Source organism: Glutamicibacter bergerei, assembly GCF_054495185.1.
This window is the reverse complement of the sequence record NZ_CM137131.1, coordinates 1,698,874-1,715,507: the sequence shown is the minus strand read 5'-3', so window position 1 is coordinate 1,715,507 and position 16,634 is coordinate 1,698,874. Positions and strand designations below refer to the sequence as shown.

General features: G+C 57.0%; 16 protein-coding genes and 1 other RNA gene. 9 read left to right on the top strand and 8 right to left on the bottom strand.

What is annotated here, in order from left to right:
* Window positions 1-182 precede the first annotated feature (182 nt).
* The 4 genes from ACX5K5_RS07870 to ACX5K5_RS07855 form a co-directional block, all read right to left on the bottom strand.
* The gene (locus ACX5K5_RS07870) at window positions 183-647 is read right to left on the bottom strand and encodes a hypothetical protein (RefSeq protein WP_459175388.1); all 465 of its coding nucleotides are present in this window, start codon (window positions 645-647) and stop codon (window positions 183-185) included.
* A gap of 92 nt (window positions 648-739) precedes the next feature.
* Window positions 740-2,197 carry a glyceraldehyde-3-phosphate dehydrogenase gene (locus ACX5K5_RS07865; protein WP_459175387.1) on the bottom strand — a complete coding sequence of 486 codons (1,458 nt, stop codon included), beginning with the start codon at window positions 2,195-2,197 and terminating at the stop codon, window positions 740-742.
* 183 nt (window positions 2,198-2,380) lie between these two features.
* Window positions 2,381-2,736, bottom strand: an RNA gene (gene rnpB, locus ACX5K5_RS07860) — RNase P RNA component class A.
* Between the two features lie 47 nt (window positions 2,737-2,783).
* Window positions 2,784-4,238, bottom strand: coding sequence for a dihydrolipoyl dehydrogenase family protein (locus ACX5K5_RS07855; protein ID WP_096253947.1), 1,455 nt, complete (start codon window positions 4,236-4,238; stop codon window positions 2,784-2,786).
* Between the two features lie 140 nt (window positions 4,239-4,378).
* Between ACX5K5_RS07855 and ACX5K5_RS07850 the strand changes: the two genes are divergently transcribed.
* From ACX5K5_RS07850 to ACX5K5_RS07840, 3 genes are all read left to right on the top strand, one after another.
* Complete coding sequence (locus ACX5K5_RS07850) at window positions 4,379-5,158, top strand: YaaA family protein (protein WP_459175433.1); 780 nt, start codon at window positions 4,379-4,381, stop codon at window positions 5,156-5,158.
* Window positions 5,159-5,618: 460 nt separating this feature from the next.
* Window positions 5,619-5,855 carry a hypothetical protein gene (locus ACX5K5_RS07845; protein WP_459175386.1) on the top strand — a complete coding sequence of 79 codons (237 nt, stop codon included), beginning with the start codon at window positions 5,619-5,621 and terminating at the stop codon, window positions 5,853-5,855.
* Between the two features lie 157 nt (window positions 5,856-6,012).
* Window positions 6,013-6,762 (top strand): MerR family transcriptional regulator, encoded by a 750-nt coding sequence (locus tag ACX5K5_RS07840; protein ID WP_459175385.1) that lies wholly within the window; start codon window positions 6,013-6,015, stop codon window positions 6,760-6,762.
* Between the two features lie 65 nt (window positions 6,763-6,827).
* Here the strand turns inward: ACX5K5_RS07840 and ACX5K5_RS07835 are convergent, their stop codons facing one another.
* Complete coding sequence (locus ACX5K5_RS07835; RefSeq protein ID WP_459175384.1) at window positions 6,828-7,211, bottom strand: VOC family protein; 384 nt, start codon at window positions 7,209-7,211, stop codon at window positions 6,828-6,830.
* A 1-nt stretch (window position 7,212) separates the two neighbouring features.
* Entirely contained in the window at window positions 7,213-8,166 is a 954-nt protein-coding gene (locus ACX5K5_RS07830; RefSeq protein WP_459175383.1) for a Nif3-like dinuclear metal center hexameric protein, read from the bottom strand.
* A gap of 131 nt (window positions 8,167-8,297) precedes the next feature.
* Between ACX5K5_RS07830 and msrA the strand changes: the two genes are divergently transcribed.
* The 4 genes from msrA to ACX5K5_RS07810 all read left to right on the top strand — a co-directional run bounded on the left by msrA (window position 8,298) and on the right by ACX5K5_RS07810 (window position 11,619).
* Window positions 8,298-8,825, top strand: coding sequence for a peptide-methionine (S)-S-oxide reductase MsrA (gene msrA, locus ACX5K5_RS07825; protein WP_096253953.1), 528 nt, complete (start codon window positions 8,298-8,300; stop codon window positions 8,823-8,825).
* A 95-nt stretch (window positions 8,826-8,920) separates the two neighbouring features.
* Entirely contained in the window at window positions 8,921-9,856 is a 936-nt protein-coding gene (gene cysK, locus ACX5K5_RS07820) for a cysteine synthase A (RefSeq protein ID WP_188685607.1), read from the top strand.
* Between the two features lie 139 nt (window positions 9,857-9,995).
* A complete protein-coding gene (gene epsC / locus ACX5K5_RS07815) occupies window positions 9,996-10,580 on the top strand; it encodes a serine O-acetyltransferase EpsC (RefSeq protein ID WP_459175382.1) in 585 nt (194 codons plus the stop codon).
* 73 nt (window positions 10,581-10,653) lie between these two features.
* Complete coding sequence (locus ACX5K5_RS07810) at window positions 10,654-11,619, top strand: hypothetical protein (protein ID WP_459175381.1); 966 nt, start codon at window positions 10,654-10,656, stop codon at window positions 11,617-11,619.
* A 122-nt stretch (window positions 11,620-11,741) separates the two neighbouring features.
* Here the strand turns inward: ACX5K5_RS07810 and ACX5K5_RS07805 are convergent, their stop codons facing one another.
* Window positions 11,742-13,022 carry a dicarboxylate/amino acid:cation symporter gene (locus ACX5K5_RS07805; RefSeq protein ID WP_188685603.1) on the bottom strand — a complete coding sequence of 427 codons (1,281 nt, stop codon included), beginning with the start codon at window positions 13,020-13,022 and terminating at the stop codon, window positions 11,742-11,744.
* Between the two features lie 326 nt (window positions 13,023-13,348).
* On the opposite strand from ACX5K5_RS07805, the gene ACX5K5_RS07800 reads away from it, so the two are divergent.
* Both ACX5K5_RS07800 and ACX5K5_RS07795 read left to right on the top strand, forming a co-directional pair.
* Window positions 13,349-15,613, top strand: coding sequence for an ATP-binding cassette domain-containing protein (locus ACX5K5_RS07800; protein ID WP_443459275.1), 2,265 nt, complete (start codon window positions 13,349-13,351; stop codon window positions 15,611-15,613).
* Window positions 15,613-16,089: a GNAT family N-acetyltransferase gene (locus ACX5K5_RS07795; RefSeq protein WP_096254209.1), complete on the top strand. Its 477-nt coding sequence runs from the start codon at window positions 15,613-15,615 to the stop codon at window positions 16,087-16,089. Before ACX5K5_RS07800 ends, ACX5K5_RS07795 begins: the two co-directional genes overlap by 1 nt.
* Here the strand turns inward: ACX5K5_RS07795 and ACX5K5_RS07790 are convergent.
* A complete protein-coding gene (locus ACX5K5_RS07790) occupies window positions 16,086-16,616 on the bottom strand; it encodes a hypothetical protein (RefSeq protein ID WP_459175380.1) in 531 nt (176 codons plus the stop codon). The two genes, ACX5K5_RS07795 and ACX5K5_RS07790, sit on opposite strands and share 4 nt — an antisense overlap.
* Window positions 16,617-16,634: the final 18 nt, after the last annotated feature.

Genomic DNA, 16,634 nt, shown 5'->3' with positions numbered 1-16,634 from the left:
TGAGTGAGTACAGAACTGCCGGTCAAGAACCTATGACTGGGGATTAGCACGCATAGGCCCGCAGGCTTCTGGCAGGGATTGTGCAGGATCTCAGAAAGGGTGGCTTACCATCCTCCATCGGCGGGAGACCGCAGCGCAAACATGATTAGAACATACTTTCGAATCGCGTTCGTTGCGACTAGTTAAGTCCCGGCAGGCTCGGCAGTATGGCGGGGAATGGCTTGAACCATAAAGGCTTCGCCCGATGACTGGCACTTTTCCACGGCTTCAGCATCCATGTCCGTCAACTGATGGAAGCCACCGCCAATACTCAGGTGCTCCCCCACACGGAATTCCTCACCGGCAATCTTCATGCCAGGCCACCCATCAGACAAGACGTGAGCCTCGGAAGGGAATATCAACAAGGCCGGCTGCCCCTCCGGATCGCTTAGTTCGAAGCACTGCCCCGCACTAAGCAGCAGCACACCGCTGATTTCAGCCGCGTTGGCCGCTGCCTCATCTATGGAGTGCGCTCCCACCACGGCTCGTGGTTCGCCGGCCGTCAGTCCAAGCTCACTACCGTCCGTTGCGCAGGAGCTTAGCGCTAGGGTACACACCCCGAGCGCTGCGAGCACACCGGTCACACTAAAATTATTACGCCTGGCCATAAGGGAAATCTTAGCAAGCCACCCCGGGTTTAAAACGCAGCACCCCGACCCTTAGACAAAAGGATCGGGGTGCTGCGTGCATGCATTAAGACTTAGACGGAAGCCGGCTGAGCCTGTACTGCAGGAACCGCTACCGGGTGAGTGCCGGCGATTGATTCAATCACGCGCACTACCTGGCAGGAGTAACCGAATTCGTTGTCGTACCAGACGTAAACGATAGCGTTTTTGTCCGAGACGATGGTAGCCAAACCATCGACGATACCTGCGCGGCGTGAGCCGACGAAGTCGGTGGACACCACCTCAGGGGAATCGATGTAGTCGATCTGGCGGTGCAGGCTGGAGGTCAGCGAAGCCTCACGCAGGTAAGCGTTCAGCTCTTCCTTGGTGGTCCCGTTCTCAAGGTTGAGGTTCAGGATCGCCATGGAGACATCTGGGGTTGGCACGCGGATTGCGTTACCGGTCAGCTTGCCTTCGAGCTCTGGCAGGGCCTTGGCGACGGCCTTGGCGGCACCGGTTTCGGTGATCACCATGTTCAGCGCTGCCGAACGGCCGCGACGCTCACCCTTGTGGAAGTTGTCGATCAGGTTCTGGTCGTTGGTGAACGAGTGAACGGTTTCAACGTGTCCGTGGATGACGCCGAACTTGTCGTTCAGTGCCTTCAGAATCGGGGTGATCGCGTTGGTCGTGCACGACGCGGCGGTGACGATCTTGTCCTCGGCGGTGATCCAGGAATCATTGATGCCGTGGACGATGTTCTTCAGATCACCCTTGCCCGGTGCGGTCAGCAGCACGCGGGCAACACCCTTGGCCTGCAGGTGCTGGGACAGGCCAGCCTCATCGCGCCAGCGACCGGTGTTATCCACCACGATGGCGTTGTTGATGCCATGCTCGGTGTAGTCAACGGTGGTTGGGTCATTCGAGTAGATGACCTTGATCAGGGTGCCGTTGGCCAAGATGGTGCTGTTGGCCTCGTCCACGGTGATCGAGCCGTCAAAGCGGCCGTGGACCGAGTCGCGACGCAGCAGCGAAGCACGCTTGACGATGTCGTCATCCGAGCCCTTACGCACCACGATGGCTCGCAGGCGCAGGCCGTAGCCTCCGCGCTCGATGAGGATACGTGCCAGCAGACGGCCGATACGGCCAAATCCGTAGAGCACGACGTCCTGTGGCTCAACGTCGGTGGCGCCAGCCTGACCGACCTTTTCGCCCAATTCTTGGGTGAGGAATGCGTTCAGGTCCTGCGAACCGGATTCGACGAACTTCTTGTTCAGGCGGCCCAAGTCAACGGAAACCGAACCAACGTTCAAGGATTCAATTGCTTCAAGGATCGGCATGGTAGTGGTCAACGCCAATTCCTTGCCATCAATCCGGCGCACTACGCGGTGGGCCTTGATGATGTCGATGGCCGACTGGTTGATCAACTTACGGCCGTAGATCGAGGTCACCACATTGTTCTTGCGGTTAAGACGTCCGATCAGTGGAATCATGGCCTCGGCGAGCTCTTCGCGCCCGCTCCATTCTTCCTGGGCAACGACAGACTGCTGGGTCACAGAAAATCCTTCCATTTCAGCCGACTTCCAGATCCATAAAGTCGGTTGGCACCGTGAGAAGCACCATTGCTTTTGCGGTGGCGCGGGGTAACAGGATCATCCCCGCAAGTACGTATCTATTCTAGACGGTGCACCCGCGAAGCGGAGCCTGACGCCTGTGAATCATCTCACCAGAGTGGTGAGTGAATGGGATGACCGATACGCCGGGTTCTGTCCGCTTGCGCGAAGACGATCATCTATCTACGACTGCCGTTGCCGACAGCCTCTAGCGGTCCACCCGACTGCATGGGGCGAACAGCCCTCATAACGCAGTCTGTCTGACCTTGCTCCGGGTGGGGTTTACCAAGCCATCCCGGTCACCCGGAATGCTGGTGGTCTCTTACACCACCGTTTCACCCTTACCAGGAAAACCTGGCGGTCTATTTTCTGTGGCACTAGCCTGCGGGTTACCCCGAGTGGGCGTTACCCACCACCCTGTTCTGTGGAGCCCGGACGTTCCTCGGGCCGTTTGCACGGCACGCGATCGCCTAGTCATCCCATTCGTTAACCATTCTAGCCCCGCCAGTTTCCTTACACCGACTTCGCCTTACGAGCCGCTGGCCACATTTGGCGTAGCGAAATGATATTCCTCCAATAAGCGCAACCAAATTTCACTGATCGTTGGGTATGCGGGAACCGCATGCCACAACCTGTCCATAGCCACCTCGCCGACAATCGCAATAGTCGCCGCGTGCAAAAGCTCTGCGACATCTTGACCGACAAAGGTTGCCCCGATAACCACCTGGCGATTTTGCTCAACGACCAACTTGGCATGGCCCTGATACCCGTCGGCGTGCAGACTGGCGCCGGCCACTGCACCCAGCTCGTACTCCACACAGCGGATGTTGAGTTTTTTAGCTCGCGCTTCCGCTTCGGTCATTCCGACGGCCGCGACCTGCGGGTCACTAAAAATTACTCGTGGGACGGCGACGTGATCAGCGCTCGCCACGTGGCTACCCCACTGCCTTTCCGAGAGCTGTTCGCCGTTGCGCCGCGCGGCGATCGCCTCACCGGCAATGCGAGCCTGGTACTTTCCCTGATGGGTTAGTGCGGCGCGGGAATTCACATCGCCCACCGCGTAAAGCCAGTCGAAGCCCTCAACGAGCATCGTGTCATCCACACTCAGCTTTGCCGTGGGGTCCAGGTTCAGTGCCGCCAAGCCAAGATTCGCGGTATTAGCCCGCCTGCCGGTAGAAACCAGCACCTGATCGGCGAAAATTTGCCTACCGTCCCCAAGCCGGACGCTCACCACACCCTCTGCGTCTCGGTCTACACGATCCGGGGTGACACCCTGAAGGAACTGAACGCCCGCAACTTCTAGTGCTTTCGCAAGATATTTGCCAACAAATGGTTCCTCACGACTGACCAAGGATCCGCGGGAGAGCATCGTGACCTGTGAACCAAGGGAAGAAAAGGCGAAGGCCAGCTCGGTGCCCGCCACACCTGCACCAATAATGATCAAGCGCGCGGGAATTTCTTTAGCCGCGGTAGCTTCTCTGGTGCCCCAGGGCTTGGCCTGTACTAAACCCTCAATATTGGGCAGCGCCGGCACCGAACCGGTAGCAAGCACCACGGCGAGCGCCGAATACTGGGCCTGTCCAACCTGGACAAGATGCGCACCGACAAGTTCACCGCGGCCGCGAATCAGCTCAATCCCCGCCGAGTCTAGCCACCCGGTTTGCCCCGAGTCATCCCAGTCACCGGCGAATGAATCCCGTCGCGCTAATACCTGCTCGACGTTGATCGGTGAGGTGATTGCCTGCTTTGCTCCAGGTAACCTGCGTGCCGCATTCAACGCCTGCCCACTGCGAAGCAGTGCCTTGGACGGCATGCACGCCCAATAGGAACATTCGCCGCCAACCAGTTCAGACTCAATGATTGCGACCCGCAACCCATGCTTGACCGCGTAATCGGCCGCGTTCTCCCCTGCCGGGCCGGCACCAATGACTATCAGGTCAAAGTCGTATTCCTCCGAGGAAGAGCTGTGCGCAGATTCATTCATGATGTTTCCTCACTGCAAAAAACGAGTTCAGGTTACTGTGCTCAGCGTAGCTAGGTGCCGGTGATTCGTACATGATCAGCTCTTCGTTCCAGCTATCTGCCTGCGCTGAACCCCGGTTGATCTCCGATAAGCTGGAAGGCGTGCTTATTTTGTTGCCACCTTCCGAAGGTAAAACCGCTCATGCTCACGGCGCACCGTTTGTTTCCGGTGAGCTTTCCTTTGCGCAGCTGACAGAGGATCGAGCTGCGGTGCTAGCGGCCCTGTCCGAAGTCTCGGCCCGCGAAAACGCCATGGAGGTGCTCGGTGTGGGAGCGTCCCTGGCCAAGGAGGTAGCGCGCAACATTAACCTGCACACCGAGCCCGCGGCGAAGGCGCATGACATTTATTCGGGTGTGCTTTTTGAGGCGCTGAATTATTCCTCGCTAGATCCCGCGGCACAACAGCGTGCAGATGACTCCATCATCGTGGTTTCCGCCCTGTGGGGCGCAGTCCGCTTCGGCGACAGAATCCCGCCGTACCGGCTTTCCATGTCGGCCAAGCTTGAACCACTGGGCAAGCTGGCCAGCTGGTGGAAAAAGCGGCTGACCCCGGTACTTGACGAGGTTGCCGGCGATCAGCTGATCGTGGATGCTCGGTCAAGCACCTACGCGGCAGCTTACAAGCCAAGTAGTGGAAACAGCGTTGCGGTGAACGTATTCCAGATGCGCAACGGCACCCCGAAGGTGGTCTCGCACTTTGCCAAGCACACCCGCGGAGAGGTCGCTCGCTTCCTCGTTCAGCAGTCGGTCACCCCGCAGAATCCAGAGGAGCTACTGGCCCTGGCGCAAACCAAATGGGATGCACGGCTGTTAGAAGATAAGAAAGGCCTGGCACTGAATATCCTGCTAGCAGAGGATCACCAGTTCACCTCAGCCAAGTAGTTTCCTGCCGGTAGACACGTAAACTTCTTGTGCCATTTTCATTTCCGCAAACCCGAACGCCTCAAAGGAAACGAATATGTGGTGGGGCACCAATGCCCATAGCTACCAGTGATCCGAGAACGGGACGCTCGTCGACAGGCAAAGTCTTGAAGGTAGCTACCCCAGACGCACAGAAACCATCTGCCAGGTTATTCGATCGCAAACAGGGCAATGACGAGTATCAAGCGGAACTGGGCAACTAAGCTTCGCCACTTTCTGTATCGATTACATAGCCCCCGATATTTTGTGACCTGCTCCCCCGATGTTGCTTTCTGATTTCTCAGCCCAACTTCTGGGGAGCATTTCATTCTGGCGTCGAGGCGGGACTTGGGCGGGCGATGATCTCGTTTTGACCCGACTAACGACTCCAACGTTTTCAACCCTTGACTCTGACGTAACGTCAACTGGCAGGGTTACATTTATGACCAAACACAACGCGCCAGCAATCAACTGGTCAATCTGCGACCTCGCGGCCACCCAAACACTGTACGTACACGCTGGGTTCGTAAACCTTGCAGCCATCCCCGGCCCGGAAAATACTCCTGCCCTGGTACACCTTCACCGCGCAAAGTATCAAGACATCCTCGCAACTCAAGAGACCGCGGTTCGAGGCACGGCCACGGCATCCTTCTCAGCAGGCGCGGTCGAGCGCAGCTAAGTCGCCTAGCCGTTCGAAACGCCGGAGTTCACCACAGCTGACATGTTCGCAGATCAGGTGGCAGTACACACTTGGTCGAGGAACACCTCAACGGAAATTCGAAACTACCGTAGCGCAGACACCCAACCCAAACAAAAACTAGCCAAGGAGCGCAGCAATGCCGGAGTGGCCAATCAAAGACGTAGCCCGCGCGACCGGGCTCACCAGTCGCACGTTACGACACTACGAGCAGATCGGTCTGCTCCATCCCTCCCGAGTCGCACACAACGGATACCGGTTCTACGGCGAGACGGAATTATCACGGCTCTACCGAATCCTGTCACTGCGCGCGTTGGAGCTTCCGCTCGCGACAATCCAGAACGCGCTAGAAGACGATGGAACGCTCGCCGAAGCAATCACCACCCATCTCGCGCTTCTGGAAGAGCGTCGAGACCGAACCATTCAGCAAATCACTGCCGTTCGACACACGTTGGACGCAGTCACGAAAGGTAAGAGCATGACCATCAAGGATATTTTCGACGGATTCGACCAGAGCCAGCACGAAGCCGAGGTACGCGGCAGATGGGGCGACGACGCATGGGAGCGAAGCGCGAAGCGTCGCGAACAAATGAGCAAGGACCAGCTCCAAGCCGATGGCCAGCGAAGCGTTGACATCAATACAGCGTTGCGCGAGGCCGCGGCCGCAGGAGTAGATCCTTCCGGCGCACGCTTTCAGTCGCTGATTGCCGCGCATCATCGTTGGGTGACCGAGTACTGGGCCGGTCGAGTCCCGGATCGCACCGCGTATACCGGCCTGTCCGAGTTGTACGTCGCAGATGCACGTTTTGCGGCCACCTACGGTGGACAGCAAAATGCCGAGGCTATCCGCGAGGCGATGCAGTTCTGGATCGAAGCGAATCTCGACTAACCGGATCTCAGAAAGTTTGCCGCACCCCGGTATTTTGGGACCTGGGTAGGGCTAAATCACTGTGGCTAAAACTGCGCGACCAGCTCAACTTCGAATCCCGACGTATCTTCCAGATAGGCGGCATAGTGCTCCGCTCCCCCGGCAAACGGATGCTTATCGGCAAACATCAGCGTAAACCCGTGCTGTTGCGCCTCGATGGCCAACTCGTAGACCTGTTCGCGGCTACCGGAGTGGAAAGCCACATGGTTTAGCCCCGGCGCCGTGCGTTGATGCGGCCCCTGGCTCACGTCCGGTCCGGATTCGAGCACGATGTAGAAGTCTTGGTGGCGGTAGCTGATGCCGCTGGGCCACGTAGCTTCGACTTCGAATCCCAGACGCAAGAATAGCCAACCCAAGGAACCAGTACTGGCGCTCAGGTCGGCTACCCAAAGTTCAAGATGATGCAACATGTTATGGAGTCAGCACGAAGTCCCAAGGATCGGAGTTCACCTGGGACACCTCGATCTGTACCTCATGGCCCAAATCTTGCAGAACGTTTTCCAACGCGCGGGCGCCGGCGGAAAGCCACACCCACTCGGAGGCGAAGTGCGAAACATCGATCAGGAAAGGATGTCCCCCCTCGGCAGCCTCGCGCGCCTCACTGGCCGGATGGTGGCGCAAATCTGCGGTGACGTAAACGTCTGCCTTGTGGGCGCGCACCGCGTCAAAGAGTGAGTCACCAGCTCCACCGCACAACGCGATCTTGCGGACAATTCCCAGCCGGTCACCGGCCACCCGAACACCACCGGCAACTGCCGGAAGCACGGTAAAGACCCGTTCGGCAAAATCTTCGAGCTTCATCGGCTTATCGAGGAAACCAACCCGGCCCAAACCCTCTTCGGGTAACCCATCCTTAGATTCGACCAGCGGGACACAGTCTTTGAGACCAAAGGCATCGGCCAGGGCATCATTAACACCACCAATGGCGTTATCTGCATTGGTGTGCGCTGTCAGTAGTGCGGTACCGGATTCAATCAGCCGGTGAATCGCCTCGCCTTTAAAGCTGGTTCCGGCCACCTGGGTGACACCACGCAACAACAACGGGTGATGGGTGATCAACAAATCTGCCCCGCGGGTGATCGCGTCGTTAATGACCTCTAGGGTCGGATCCACCGCCATCACGATCTTCTTCACCGGTGCGGTAATGCGACCGGTAACTAGCCCAACGGCGTCCCAGTCTTCGGCCAACGATTCTGGCCACAGTTCCTCGACTGCTTCGAGCACTGCGCCCAACGTGGTGAGGCTGGCACTAGCTTCGGTCTCTGTTCCTTCCGTGGCCTCGCCGTTGACGGTGGAGAGTTTCGCGGACTGCCCAGCCGGAGTTTTCGCTGCCGGATTCTGCGGGGTATTAGCCTTGCTCTGCATATTTCTACCCTACGCGCTGAAACTGGGTGTGGAACATAATGCAACGCCGCGACGTTATGAACTCTGTGAGTACTCTCAGATTAGACACACCCCATCATTTTTCCGCGTCGTTGAACGTCGAGGACACCAAACTGACAACCTTCGTTTTAGCGGGCGGTTGTTTCTGGTGTTTAGACGCCGTTTATCAGCGCACCCGCGGAGTGCACGCGGTGCTCTCCGGATATCAGGGCGGACACACCACAAATCCGGATTACCGTCAGGTCTGTTCCGGCACTAGCGGTCACGCGGAAGTTGTCGCGGTGATCTTCGACGAACAGGTGGTCCCGGCGGAAATTATCTTGGACATGTTCTTCACGGTGCATGATCCGACCACATTAAACCGCCAAGGCTACGACGTGGGTACCCAGTATCGTTCGGCAATGTTCCCACTCGATGATGCACAGCGTGAGCTCTTTGAAGCAGCCATCAACAAGTACGCGGCACTGTACCCCAGCCCGATCGTCACCACGATTGAGGAGTCCAAAGATTTCTACCCGGCCGAGCAAGTTCACCAAGATTTCTACTCGGAGAACCAAGAAGTCGGATATTGCCGAGTCATTATTGACCCGAAGCTCGTAAAAGTCAGGAAATATTACGCTCAATGGCTTAACGAGTCCTGAGTGTTCAACGAGCCGATTAGGCTTAGTACTGAAACTTCAGCACCACACGCCGGGCAACAGCGGCCTGCACCAAGTCACGTAAGGATTGCATACAAATGGGCAAGATCTACAACAACGTCACCGAGATCATCGGTAAGACCCCTCTAGTTAAGCTCAACCGTTTGGGCGAGGGCCTGCCAGGTAGCGTCGCAGTGAAGCTGGAATTCTACAACCCAGCCAACTCGGTCAAGGATCGTATCGGTGTCGCCATCGTGGACGCCGCAGAAAAGTCCGGTGCGCTCAAACCAGGCGGAACCATCGTGGAAGGCACCAGTGGCAACACCGGTATCGCCCTGGCCATGGTGGGCGCCGCTCGCGGTTACAAGGTCATCTTGACCATGCCAGAGACGATGTCCACCGAGCGCCGCGTCATGCTCCGCGCTTACGGTGCCGAGATCGTATTGACCCCGGGCGCCGACGGCATGCGTGGCGCGGTAGAAAAGGCGAAGGAAATCGTCGCTACCTCGGATAACGCTATTTGGGCCCAGCAGTTCGCCAACACCGCGAACCCACAGGTTCACGCGGAAACCACCGGCCCAGAGATCTGGGAAGACACCGACGGCAAGGTTGACGTGCTCGTGGCAGGTATCGGTACCGGTGGCACCATCACCGGCGCCGGACGCTACCTGAAGGAAAAGAACCCTAACCTGCTGATCGTTGCGGTGGAGCCGAAGGATTCACCAATCCTCAATGGCGGCAAGCCAGGCCCACACAAGATTCAGGGTCTGGGCGCAAACTTCATCCCCGAGGTGCTGGATACCGAACTCTACGACGAGGTGCTTGATGCGTCGATCGAAGACTCCGTTTCGGTGGCTCGCGCACTGGGTGTGAAGGAAGGCATTCTTGGCGGTATCTCCGCCGGCGCCGCGGTATGGGGTGCGTTGCAGATTGCTGCCCGTGAAGAGTACGCAGGCAAGCAGATCGTCACCATCGTTCCCGACTTTGGCGAGCGTTACATCTCCACCTTGCTCTTTGATGACATCCGCGGCTAATAACTAGTTTTCAAAGTCGTGAATAAATCGGCGTGACGCGCTGTTGGATCTATATAGGTCCATCAAGCGGCTCACGCCGATTTGTCATGTTCCCTGTTTCAGGGCACGTCAGCTTGTTGCAAGCACAAAGGTTGTATTTATGAGTTTTTTCTCCCGGTTACGCGAAGATCTCGCCACCGCTCGCTCCCATGACCCGGCAGCCCGTAGTGATACCGAAAACTTCTTCGTGTATTCAGGACTGCACGCGATCTGGATGCACCGTTTGGCGCATAAGATGTGGCAGAACCCGTCGCTCAAATGGCCGGCACGCCTGCTCTCACAGGCTAACCGTGCAATCACCGGCATCGAGATCCACCCCGGTGCCACCATTGGACGGCGCTTCTTTATCGACCATGGCATGGGCATCGTGATTGGCGAAACCGCCGAAATCGGCGAAGATGTGATGCTCTATCACGGGGTCACCCTCGGCGGACGCTCACTGGCTAAGGTCAAGCGCCACCCCACCATCGGGGACCGCGTGGTCATTGGTGCCGGTGCGAAGGTGCTTGGCCCGATCACCATTGGTGCAGACTCCGCGGTAGGCGCCAACGCAGTGGTAGTCAAGGATGCTCCGGCAGGATCCATTGTCACCGGTATTCCGGCGCAGAACCGCCCGCGCACTCCCGAGGAACACAAGCCTGCGGTGGACCCGGCCGAATATATTGATCCAGCCATGTGGATCTAAATAATACAAGAGTTGGAATGACCTCGTGCGTGTTGCACGAGGTCATTTCTCTCTTTGGGGCAAGATAATATTTATGACCTCGCCTCGCCTCCCACAAGCTTGGACTTCAGAGCACAGCGCGGTTCGCGCGTTATCGGCTTTGGCCATCTGCCACCCTGACGAATTCGGAGCGGCGCTCAGCTCCCTCACTGGCTTTGAGCTGAATAATATCGATCCGGAGAGTATCCGGCGCGAACTGCTGGACACAGATCTAACGTTCAGCGCGAGAAGCGATAAATACGCGTTTCTCGAAGCAAAAATCGACGATTTTGCATCTACCGAGCAGATGGATCGATATGCAGAGCGATTTCCGAATTCGGCAGGTATCCTCTTGGTGCCAGCTTGTGATGCTATCGACGTGGTCGAAGTATTGACCGAACGCCCGACCCTACGGGCGGTTTCCTGGTCAGATCTGCTCCACAAATTAGAGCCGACGAATCCTCTGGCAGGTCAGCTGTTGAATGACATTTTGCTGCTCGCGGGCTTACCCGGTACCAAGGCCAAAACTCGTCGACTGCTGGGACAAGCATTAACAACGCTTGGTCCCGAGGTGAAGGTGGAGTTAACCTACGCAGACAGTCGCTATCCGAGCCTTGACTACTCAGTTCCAGCTACCTGGGTATTTGGACAAGTGCAAGGCACGAGGGTGGCAACTTCACAGCCGAAGTTCTCCGCCAAAATCGGGTTCTTCGCTGACGAGCACGATGAGGTTGAAGGCGAGTCAAAAATTAATATGTGCACTGCGCTCCATCGAGCATGGGAAGTTGCTGAGCGGTTAGAAACCGAAAACCTAGTGCGGCTATCGCGACACAGAAGCCCCTCAAAGCAACAACAACTATTCGGGGTAGAGCACCCATATCAAGCCAGAGCCTATCATCTTTCACATGTCGGAGTCGCGACGAAAACAAGCTACGATGCAGCGGAAGTTGCCTTGTGGGGCTACGAACTTGCGCGAGCATTCGCTGCCATTTCTACCGAGATCTGGGGCATGAAACCCTAGACTCTGCAAATAGCCGAACAATGCGTAGACCTGGGCTTACGTCGAGGTGAATCGCTAACTGTTAACAATTAAAAGCGTGGCACTACTGGATCCCCAGTAGTGCCACGCTTTTAATTTTCGAACTAGTTGGCTAGGTTGTGCTCGTCGTTCTCGCCTGCAAGAACTTCAACATGCTCATCTTCAGGGTCCTGGGCCTGAGCGCCCAGCTTGCCGTGAGTGAGCTTGTTCATGATCATTGCAATCGCGCCGTCGCCGGTCACGTTGGTTGCGGTACCGAAGCTATCCAGCGCAATGTACGCGGCGAACATGAGGCCCACCTCGACCTCGCCGAAGCCAAGCATCTGCACCAGCAGACCAGCGGCCGCTGCAATGGCTCCACCTGGAACACCAGGAGCTGCGATCATCATGACGCCGAGCATCAAGATGAATGGGAAGTACGCGCCGAAGCTGATGTCTCCGCCGGTGAGCATCAAGACTGCGATCGAGAAGCAGGTAATCTTCACCATCGAACCGGACAGGTGAATAGTGGCGCACAATGGCACCACAAAGCCTGCCACCGAATCAGAAACACCGTTCTTCTTGGCCGAGGCCAGGGTGACCGGGATGGTCGCCGCCGAGGAAGAGGTACCCAGCGCGGTGAAGTACGCGTCGCGCATGCCCCACAGTGCCTTCAGTGGGTTACGGCCGGACATGGTGCCTGCGATGGTGTACTGAATCAGCAGAACGACCAGGGTCAGAGCGAAGGCGACTACTGCAACCAACAGGAACTTGGTGACCACGGTGATTGCTGAACCACTGGCCGACAAGTCAAGGAAGATGCCGAAGATGAACAGTGGCAACGCTGGCACGATGATGCGGCGGATGACCATTTCGATGATGGTGCGGAACTCGACCGCTCCACGGAATAGCACGGTGCTGCGGAACGCGGTGAGTCCAATGCCGATTACGAAGGCCAGAATCAGTGCGCTCATCACACCAATGACTGGTTCAAGCACAATCTCGGTGGCACCGTCGCCTGCGGAGGTTACCAAGGAGACGAATGGTTCAAAACCGGATCCTTCACCTTCACCAATTTCTTCAACACCGCCGCCGGTTAGCGAGGCGGTGAAGAGCCAGCGGCTGACAAAGTATGCCAGCAGGCCAGCCAAGACGGTCGAGCCGTAAGCGATCAGTGCGGTCACACCCAGCCATTTACCTGCACCCTTGCCCAATTCGGCAATTGCCGGCATGACCAAGCCAAGGATGATCAGCGGAACGATGAAGCTCAGGAAGCCCGAGAAAATCGAGTTGTAGGTCAGGAAGACGCTACCGAGCCCCACCGGCATGACTGGGCCGAGCAAGATGCCGAGAATAATGGCAACGACGATCCACCCCAACAGAGGGATCTTTTTCAAAACGTTCATGTTCTTCCTTCAGGATGACGAGTGATGAGCGCTGTGCGAGAGATCGCACGACCCTGTGGCCTACGGCACGCCTTCACAATCGTAAAGGCTCAAAGTCCGTTCACAGAAATCTGTGGGTTGACTTATGGATGCCAGGGCACACTTCATTGCGAACTTGTACCTTTTGTCCACGGTTTATCGGGTCTGCCGGACGTTCTGCAGGGATCTCACGGTTAAGCACCGGTTAAACGCTAACGCGACTAGCCGGAAACATTCTGCTCGTGACATTCTCCGCGTCATATTGTTCACGGCGAGCACGTCCTTTGGTGCTGGGTAGGATTTAGCCTATGAGCCAACATCCTGCAGATAGCCATGACATGATCCACGTCCGCAAAGCGCGGGAAAATAATCTCCGCGGGGTGGACGCGGATATTCCTAAGCGACGGATCACCGCTTTCACTGGAGTATCTGGCTCGGGCAAGTCCTCACTGGTCTTTGGCACCATCGCCGCCGAGTCCCAACGGCTCATCAACGAAACCTATACGGCGTTTGTACAATCCTTCATGCCATCTATGCCGCGTCCCGATGTTGAGGTGCTAGATAACCTGTCGGCCGCGATAGTGGTGGACCAAGAACGTATGGGCGCGAATTCACGATCCACCGTAGGCACCGCCACAGACGCCTACTCGCTGCTACGCGTGCTCTACTCACGCTATTCAAGCCCGACTGCTGGCGGCGCTGGCGCTTACTCCTTCAATTTAGGCGAGGGCGCGTGTAGTGCCTGCGAAGGTTTTGGTACCGAGGCAAGTATCGATCTTGATGAACTGTTGGACTGGGACAAAACCCTGAACGAGGGAGCCATCAAGGCCCCAAACTTTGCTCCGGATGCTTGGCTCTGGCAAACCCTCACCGCCGGTACCGAACCAGATCTGGATCTCAAGCTCAAGGAGATGCCCCAAGAGATGTTGGACCGGATGCTCTATGCACCATTGGGCAAGGTGAAACTCAACGGCGCGAATATGAGCTATTCGGGGTTGATTACCCGCATCAAAACCAGCTACATCCACTCAGGTAAGGAAATCAAACAAGCACATATCCGCGATTGGATCGCCCGCATTTCCACCACCGCGCCGTGCACGGTCTGTGCCGGTTCACGTTTGAGCGAGAAGGCTCGCGCCTCAAAAATTGCTGGCCTGGGTATCGCACAACTGACAGCCATGCAGGTAACCGACCTTGTGGAGTTCCTAGACACGCTGGACATTGTTGACGCGGCTCCGCTACTTGGAAACCTGCGCACCATCTTGGCATCCCTGGTGCAGATTGGGCTTGGTTATCTCTCCTTGGATCGACCGGCCGGGACTATCTCTGGTGGAGAAGCACAACGGGTCAAGATGATCCGGCACCTAGGTAGTGCGCTGTCCGATGTCACCTATGTTTTTGATGAACCCACCGTGGGACTTCACCCCCACGACATTCAACGCATGAATCACTTGTTAGAAGACCTACGCGATAAGGGCAACACCGTACTAGTAGTTGAGCACAAGCCCGAGGTGATCAAGATTGCCGATCACGTGATTGATCTAGGACCAGGCGCCGGAATACATGGCGGCACGGTCACCTACGCCGGAGCTCTTCAGGGACTCTTAGCCAGCGATACGGTGACCGGACGACACTTCTCGGCCCGAGTTCCCTTCAAGTCGGCAGTACGCCCGGGTAAAGAACCCTTGCAGATCCGCGGGGCAAACACGCACAACCTGAAAAACGTTGACGTGGATATCCCGCGCGGAGTACTTTGCGCGATTACCGGAGTGGCAGGTTCGGGTAAGTCCACACTCATCCACAGCACCATCTCCAAACGCGAAGACGTTGCGGTGGTGGACCAATCAGCTATTCGTGGCTCCCGGCGCAGCAACCCGGCCACCTACACCTCGATCCTTGACCCTATCCGCGCGGCCTTCGCCAAGGCCAATGGGGTCAAGCCAGCACTTTTCAGCGCCAACTCTGAGGGAGCCTGCCCAAACTGTAACGGCGTGGGGTTCACCTATACGGATCTGGCCACCATGGCAGGGGTGCAAATGCGCTGTGAACTCTGTGAGGGAAAGCGCTACACCGCGCAGGTACTTGAATACCGTTTGGACGGGTTGAACATCGCCGAGGTCCTCGACCTGAGTATCGAAGAAGCATTCGAACAGCTGAACATCCCAAAAGCAAAGACCACCTTAGAACGCTTAAATCAGGTGGGGCTTGGCTACATCAAGCTCGGACAACCGCTGAACACGCTCTCCGGTGGCGAACGACAACGCCTGAAATTAGCCATCAACCTAGGCAAAGGCCACGGAACCTACGTACTAGACGAGCCAACTACAGGACTACACATGGCAGATGTGGACCGGCTCTTGGGACTATTAGATGAAATGGTGGACGAGGGAAACACCGTGATCGTCATCGAACACCACCTAGCGGTCGTTGCCCATGCAGACTGGGTGATCGATTTGGGTCCCGGAGCCGGCCACGACGGCGGAACCATCGTATTCGAAGGAACCCCGGAACAACTGGCAACCTCGGGCACGCTCACCGGTCAACACCTCGCCGAGTACACCGTAGGCAAGTAATGGACTATGAGCTTCGCGCGCCCTTACTGGAAGATACAGCTGCGCTCGCCGAGCTGCATGTGCACTGTTGGAAAGAGACCTATTCCAAACAACTGCCAGAAGACTACTTCACCGATGACCATATGGTCGCACGGCGCCAGTTGTGGGAACGACTCGCACAAGACGAGGACCACAACTTACGGCGCGTCGTAGCCGTTGGCTCCAAAGGATTTCTCGGCTTTGCGCTCGCCGGAAGAAATCCGGGGAGCGAACTGCAGTTATATAGCCTGTATGTAGCTAGCGCGAACCACGGCACCGGGCTCGGCCAGGAGCTATTCACCGCGGTTCTAGGACAGCAACCGGCTTCGCTGTGGGTAGCCAAAGACAATCCTCGAGCCATCGCGTTTTATCGGCGCAACGGCTTTGAATTTGATGGAGCTCAAAAGGTAGACCCGAAAACGTCGAGGTTAATCGAGTTACGAATGTTTCGCACTTAGCCAGCGGTGAGCAGCTTGAGGATTTCTGGGTCGCCCTCACGTCCGAGCTTCGCATCAATCTTTAGCACCAGCTGTGCCTGGCGCAGCAACGTGTCGTATTCAGGGCGCACTTCCGGGTTCAGGCGGATCCCCATGGAACTGAGTCGCTTGGATTGGGACAGTGCGAGATCTTTGACAATACCGTGTATCATCAACAGGTCCTCGGGTTGCACGCTCCAGCGCATCTTGTTGATCCGTTGCCACTCTCGTTGCTGGGTCTCATCCAGACCCTCGGGCATTTCGCCTTGTGCCTGGAGATGGTCGAGCATGGTTGTGCCCAGATTTTGTTCTCTGGTGTTGTCGGCCAGGCAGTGGTCTATGGCGTTCTGAACGCGTGCCCACCACTGCCCGGCACTATCAACTTTGGTACGGAACTGCAGGGTTCTGACCCCCACATAGGCACCTATGACTGCAACTACAACGGTCAGCAACGGGGCCAGCCATAAGAGCCAGGCCAACGCAGAAGAACTCGATTCGTATCCGTTCATGAGCCGATTCTAGCTCGG